Here is a 6,270-nt window from a genome sequence, read left to right as displayed (position 1 = left end):
GCGGCCAGGTCATCGGCGACCTCTTGGGCGTTGCGGATGCGCCCGCCGGCCCGCACGGAGGCTTTGAAGGTGACCGCGATGTAGGCCCGGGTGACGGTGGCCCCGGTGGGCAGCATCTGCACGGTCTCGTTGATGACGTCGCGGGCGAAGGCCGGGGCGTTCTCGGCCATGCGGGCCTCGATCTTCCGGGCGAGGCGGTACCCGGAGTCCGGGGCGGTCTCGATCGTCACCGAGGCGGCGGTGAGCCCGGGTTCGTCGGTGAGCATGCCCAGCCAGTGCGCCCAGCGGTCCACCCACCGGTTGATGTGTTCCTGGTCGACCATGCCCCCGCCGTCGGGCTCGGAGGAGAACACCACGGTGTAGTGGTGTTTCTGCGGGACTTCGAGCAGGGCGAAGGGGCGGCCGTAGCCGTCGACGTGCTCGGTGATCTTCGACCGTGCCGAGATCCCGGGCAGTTTCATGGTGCCCTCCGGCACCCGGGACACCGGCCCGGCCCGGTAGACGTTGGCGCCGGCGTAGACGGTGTTGGCCCACCCGGCGCGCCGGACGATCCGCTCAATGAGGGTGCGTCCGTGCTTGTTCTTCTGCATCGAGAGCGCGATCAGCGTCAGGATCACTGCTTCGAAGGCCAGGGCTACCAGCCACAGGTTGAGCATCATCAGCAGGATCCCGCCGACCACACCACCGATCAGCAGCACGGTGCCGGCAGTCGACAGTCCGGCCAGGCCCTTGGAGGTGGGGGTGCGGAAGTTGCCGTACACCCGCGGACGGTTCTCGGTTTTAGCTGCGGTCTGCGCCATCAGGGCGGCCCTCATTTCCGGTGTCGTTGGCGATCTGCGCCTTGAACGCACGTGCCTGTTGCTGGATGGCCTTGGCGGTCGGCTTCGCGCCGGCGGGTCCGGTAGGCCGCGCCCCGGTGCGTGGCGGTGGTGCACCAGCACCGATCCCGGGGGTGGGACGAGCCCCTGTCCCCGAGGCGGGCCCAGCTCCGGCACGAGGTGCTCCCCCTGTCGCCCCGTTGCCCGGGGCCGGTTGCGCTCCGGCCCCGGCAGAGGACTTCTGCGCACCGTCCTGGCTGGGTGCGCCCGTGGCGGACGCGCCTGCCGCTCCGGTGCCAGAGGCGCCGCCCCCGGTGCTGGAGGTACCAGCGTTCGCGCTGGACTCGGTGGCCTGGGAGACGGCTTCCCCACCTCTTTGCACGGCGTTGGCGGCCGCCATGCCCGCAGCCACCGGTGCAGCTGCTGCACCCGCCGCCGCAGCACCAGCGGAGCCCGCCGTGCCCGCAGCACTACCCCCAGCGGTGCCGCTGGCCCCACCTGCAGCCGAGGACAGACCAGTGGGCGCGGAACCCGCCCCGCCCTTCGAGGCCGGTGGGGAGGAGGAATCAGAGCCGAACCCGCGTCCCGAGCGAGCCAGGTGGGAGGCGCCCTGCGGGATCGCCGCGCCCATCGCCGCGATCCCCAGCGCCCCGCCGCCACCGCCGGAGGAGGACATCGAGCCCAGCACGGGGCTGAGGAATCCGATGAGCACGGGCAGGGCGAACACGGAGGCGACGATCATCATCAGTCCGGCGGCGAACTGGATCAGCCCGCTGCCTCCGTCCTCCCACACGCCGGTGGTGGACATTTTGATCGCCAACCCGTAGATCAGGGCTGCGGCGGGTTTGTAAAAGGCGAAGGCCAGGGTCCAGGCGATGACTTTCTGGAAGAAGTTCTTGCCCGTCTCGGTGTTCAAGAAGGCGGCGGAGAGCGGCAGGATCCCGGCCATCAGGAACAGCATCCCGGTGCGCAGCACCATCAGCATCAGCTGGATGAGGTTCACGATGATCGCCACGATCCCGCCGACGATGATCAGGATGACGTTGCCGCCCAACCACACCGGATCGGCCGCACCGGCGCTGGTGGCGTTGTCCAGGGCCAGGAGCTTGAGCACATCGGTTTGGAAGTCCTCCCCGATGGCGGAGTCGATGATCTGCACGGCCAGGGCGTCGGTGCCGGCCACCAGGACGTTGAGGATCGTCACTCCCGAGGCCGTGACCACGGCCAGGGTGAGCAGATTCTTCAGCAGGTCCCGGGCCGGTTCAGCACGCTGCGTCCAGGCCATCTGGGCCCCGGCGATCATCACGCTCAGCGCGGCCACGGCGAGGGTGAGGTAGAAGGTCTGGTCCTGGATAAAACCCACCGACCCGGACAGGTTCCCCGCCCGGGCCGGGACGAGGAAGCCGATCAGGCTGGTGGCCCCACCGATCAGCGCCGCCCCGGAGGCCAACACGGTGGCGGTGTTGACCAGGCCGGCCCCGTCGCCGCGGCGTGCGTTGGTGGCCAACACGATGCCCAGGAACAGCACCCCGAACACGCACACCCCCAGCCCGATCCAGCTCGCGTAGCTCAGCAGCAGATCGACCTGATCGTTGAACGCTCCCCGGACCGGAGCCTCGGCAACGCCGCTGTTCTCGCTGGTGAGGCTGGCGCTACCCACCGTGGTCCACATGGATCCAAGAGATGCGATCGTCTCGACCACGGCGGAGGTCACACCGTCCGCGATCTGATCCAGCGCATCACCGGCTGCCCCGGTGAGCGCATCGCTGATTCCTTCCTTCGTGTTGCAGACGAGGTCGAGCCTGCCGCAGCTTTCCTCCTCAGCCATCGTGGGGTCCCCACGTGATGTACCCGTTCAGGTCTGACACCTGGCCGGCAACAGGGCCTGTGTCTCCGTTGTCGCGGAACACGAAGCGCCAATCACCGTCCTGCCAAACCATGTCGGCGCTGCTGGTGATGTACGTCTTCTCTGATCCGTCGTCTGCAGCGGCCACTACTTCAACGCTGGCCTTGTCGCCGGTATAGGAGAGAAGACGGAAGCCGGCGATCTGCACAGGAGTGGTAGATGCGTCGTTCTCCGCGATGCGCTGTCGGATCTGCCCGATGTTGATGTCCTTGCCCGGGCCGTCCAAAGCCAAGGCTTGAGTCGTGTCCAGGAGGAGCTGCGGGTCATTGCTGGAGGCCAACATGTTGGCGACGCTCAGTAACGCCCCTTCGGGAGTGTGGGAGTAGCAGGAGCGCACACCCGTTGACTCATCCACGGTGCCCGGTCCGTGCTCCTCCGAGGACGGCGCGTAGATCGCGCCCAGGGCGGTCCATTCGACGTCCTCGGGCGCTTTCGTGAGGGTGGTGCCGCCGGTGGCGTCTAGACCGCACACCGATTCCTCGCCCGATACTGCTTCGGCGGTCGTGGCCGGTGCCGGGGCGGCTTGGGTGGGTTCTTCGCCGTCGGGCCATAGCCACAGGACGATGCCCAGCACGATCAGCAGCGCGAGGAGGACGGTTGAGATGAGGAAGCGGGGTGCCTTCCACCAGGTGTTGTTGTCGTCGGTCTCGATCTGGTCTGTCACCTGCTGCTCCTCTGCTGCGGGGGGTTGGTCTTGCGGGGGCCAGAGGTCATGCCCCGGAGATGAAGGAGAGGATCGAGGCGCCGCCGGAGATCAGGGCCACGGCCAACACGATCTTGATGATCCCGGAGACCTCCTCGGTGGTCTCCCCGCGGCGGGCGTCGAAGGCCATCTTTCCGCCGACCACCAGCAGGCCCAGCACGGCGATGCCCAGGGCGATCCACTTGCCGACACCGACCATGCGGTTCCAGGTGTCGCCGATCCCGGGAGGGGCCAGCGGGTCGGAGTCGGGCAGGGCGGCCGGCAGCGCGAGCACGGTGTCCTGTGCAGCCAGTACGAGGTCGATCATTGGGGGGTCCTCTCAGAAAGTGCTTCATCGGCTGCCTCACCGAGGGCGGTGAGGACTTTTCTCGGCTCCCGGGCCATGGATTCCCAGTCCACGGTCCCGGTGAGCCGGAGCTCTTCGATCCAGGGCACCACCCAGGTGGCGGGCACACCGCCGGAAACCACCCGGGTCGCTGCGGCCAAGGACTTCGGGGTGCGCCCCGGGGCATCAGCCACCAGGACCAGGCCTTGGAGATTCACATCGGGGTGGGCGCCGGCCGCCCAGTCGCGGGCGGCGAGACGGGCGGCATCGAGGCCCCGCTTGTTCTGCCGGGCCACGAGGAACACCAGCGCGGGGGCGTGCCGGGTTCCCTCGTCAGGAAGCATGGGCCACCGGTGGTGGCAGGCCACGCCGCCGAGCAGGTCGGCCAGGACGGACTCCCCGGCCCCACCGTGGACACCGAGCCAGAACACGTCATGGGTGGTGGTGAGAAACCGCCCCAGTCGCTCCTCGTCCCCGGAGAGCCCGGTCACGCCTCGCTGGGGACCTGAGGCGCCGCGGAAGACCGTGACGGTCTCCTCGGGGACGTCTTCGAAGATCGGGCGGGTCTGCTCCTGGGTGGAGGGCGATACCAACTCAGCCCAACGGTTGTCCATCACACCTCCTCGCTTGCAGGGCCTCCAATAGACTGGACCCTATGTGCATTAGACAACACTGAGAGAGGATTAGCAATGTTAAACAACACTAGACAACAAACGAGTATGACTGTGTACAGTGCCCGGTATGAGGGCGCAGGTGATCGTCGTGTCTGACGCGCTGGACCGGCTCTTCGAGGGCCTGCCCGAGCGGCTGACCGTCGACCAGCTCGCGCAGGTGCTCGGACTCGGTGATCGCACCATCACCTACCGCTGGTTGCGCGACGGCATCGTGCCGGCGATCAAGCTCGGCAAGACCTGGCTGATCCTGCGTGACGACATCAAGGAACATCTTCGCTCTCAGTACAACGTCCCCCATTCCACCGACAATGACGGGGCGCACACGAACGAGGAGTAGGGAGAGCACCATGGCTCAGGCACTGGAGCGGCCGGTCTGCACGGCCAGGATCGCCGCCGACGACAGCGTGGAGGTGACGATCGACCGGGTCCCCTACGAGTTCGCCTCGATGCCGGCAGCCATCGCCCACGTCGTCTCAATCGCCGATGACCTGGGGCGACCGGTCAAGCTGACGGCCATCGACCCGGCCTCGGTGACCGAGCCGGAGACGCGACTGATCGTCGCCGCGGACGGATCCGTGACGGCAGATGCCAGTGCCTCGATGAAGAAACGATCCTCCCGTGGAGGCTCTTCACGAGTGGTCACAGTCGACGACCTCATGCCGGAGCCGGAACGGACGACACGCCCGGTAGCGGCCACCGAACCAGCCGCTGACCTGAGCGAACACCAGCCCGCGGAGCCTTCCATCGATGCGGAGACCCCGCAGACGCTTCCCAAGGCCGACGTCCCCCGTTCGGGGGACGCATCCGAGCTCTCAGATACGGACCCACGGCCCGAGACCACCGCGGGCGACACGCCCGCCGACGACCCGGCGCCCAGCAGCCCCACACCGACCCCGGTCGTCGCCGAGGCCGGAGATCCCCGCCTGCAGCTGCGCCGGGAGACGACCACGGAGACGCCCGAATCCCCCGCCCGCCACGGCTGGCGAGGATGGTGCAACCAGAGGCTCGGACTGTCCCTGGCGGCCTCGCCCGTCGAGCGGGCATCCCGTGCCCGCCGCACCCGGATCCAGCGGCCGCTGGAGACCCACCGCACCGTGGCGGTGCTCCAGCTCAAAGGTGGGGGCGGGAAGACCACCACCGCCTACCACCTGGCCGCCACCGCCGGGCGGGTGCGAGGCGGCAATATCCTGGCCGGGGAGTTCAACGAGAACCAGGGCACTCTGGCCGAACGCTCCCTGGCGGGCGGTCACGACCGCACCACCCTGGATCTGATCCGCAACCTGGACACCGTCACCCGCCGCACCGCCGACCTGGTGCGCTACGTGCGCCCCCAGGGCGATGACCGCATCCACGTGCTGGCCTCTCCGCCCGAGGGCACCGATCGGACCCGGGTGGACGGACGCTCCGTGCGGGCGGCCCATGAGACGCTGCGGTCCCTCTACAGCCTGATCCTGCTCGACACCGGCAACTCCGCCCAGTCCTCCACCTGGCGCGCCGCCGTGGACGTGGCCGACTCCCTGGTGCTGGTGGCCCACAACCGCGAGGACGACGCCCGCCTGCTGGAGGCCACCGTGGCCGCTGTCCAGGCCGAGGGCCACGGGCAGAAGCTGGCCCGCTCCGTGCTGGTGGTCTCCAACACCGCCACCAACAACACCGAACGCCTCACCCGCTTGCAGGAGTACGCCCAAGCGGTCGGGCTGGCCGGGACCGTCGTCATTCCCTTCGACAAGTCCCTCCAGGAGGGACGCGCCTTCCACTACGACGCCCTGCACCCAGCCACCGTGCGGGCCTACGAGGAAGCCACCGCCACCCTGATCGACCAGCTCTGACCCACAGCCCTCCCA

The 6,270-nt window shown here is 68.5% G+C and carries 7 protein-coding genes; 2 read left to right on the top strand and 5 right to left on the bottom strand.

Annotated elements, in window-relative coordinates; all coding sequences use genetic code 11:
* From QYM41_RS16540 to QYM41_RS16520, 5 genes are all read right to left on the bottom strand, one after another.
* On the bottom strand, nt 1-800 hold an 800-nt coding region (locus QYM41_RS16540), incomplete at its 3' end, for an SCO6880 family protein (RefSeq protein ID WP_368800871.1).
* Nucleotides 781-2,646, bottom strand: a complete 1,866-nt coding sequence (locus QYM41_RS16535) for a TrbL/VirB6 family protein (protein ID WP_368800870.1) — start codon at nt 2,644-2,646, stop codon at nt 781-783. The genes QYM41_RS16540 and QYM41_RS16535, both read right to left, overlap by 20 nt.
* Entirely contained in the window at nt 2,639-3,388 is a 750-nt protein-coding gene (locus QYM41_RS16530) for a DUF8175 domain-containg protein (protein ID WP_368800869.1), read from the bottom strand. The genes QYM41_RS16535 and QYM41_RS16530 overlap by 8 nt, the downstream gene beginning before the upstream one ends.
* Before the next feature lie 46 nt (nt 3,389-3,434).
* Nucleotides 3,435-3,734, bottom strand: coding sequence for a hypothetical protein (locus QYM41_RS16525; protein WP_017832684.1), 300 nt, complete (start codon nt 3,732-3,734; stop codon nt 3,435-3,437).
* The gene (locus tag QYM41_RS16520) at nt 3,731-4,366 is read right to left on the bottom strand and encodes a DUF6668 family protein (protein ID WP_368800868.1); all 636 of its coding nucleotides are present in this window, start codon (nt 4,364-4,366) and stop codon (nt 3,731-3,733) included. Before QYM41_RS16520 ends, QYM41_RS16525 begins: the two co-directional genes overlap by 4 nt.
* A 127-nt stretch (nt 4,367-4,493) precedes the next feature.
* On the opposite strand from QYM41_RS16520, the gene QYM41_RS16515 reads away from it, so the two are divergent.
* Together QYM41_RS16515 and QYM41_RS16510 are read left to right on the top strand one after the other, a co-directional pair.
* The gene (locus QYM41_RS16515; protein ID WP_095651506.1) at nt 4,494-4,763 is read left to right on the top strand and encodes a helix-turn-helix domain-containing protein; all 270 of its coding nucleotides are present in this window, start codon (nt 4,494-4,496) and stop codon (nt 4,761-4,763) included.
* 10 nt (nt 4,764-4,773) lie between these two features.
* Nucleotides 4,774-6,255: a nucleotide-binding protein gene (locus QYM41_RS16510; protein WP_368800866.1), complete on the top strand. Its 1,482-nt coding sequence runs from the start codon at nt 4,774-4,776 to the stop codon at nt 6,253-6,255.
* Nucleotides 6,256-6,270 lie beyond the last annotated feature (15 nt).

It is taken from the genome of Kocuria oxytropis, assembly GCF_040981195.1.
Classification (GTDB): domain Bacteria; phylum Actinomycetota; class Actinomycetes; order Actinomycetales; family Micrococcaceae; genus Kocuria; species Kocuria oxytropis.
This window is presented reverse-complemented; position numbering and strand designations above follow the sequence as displayed.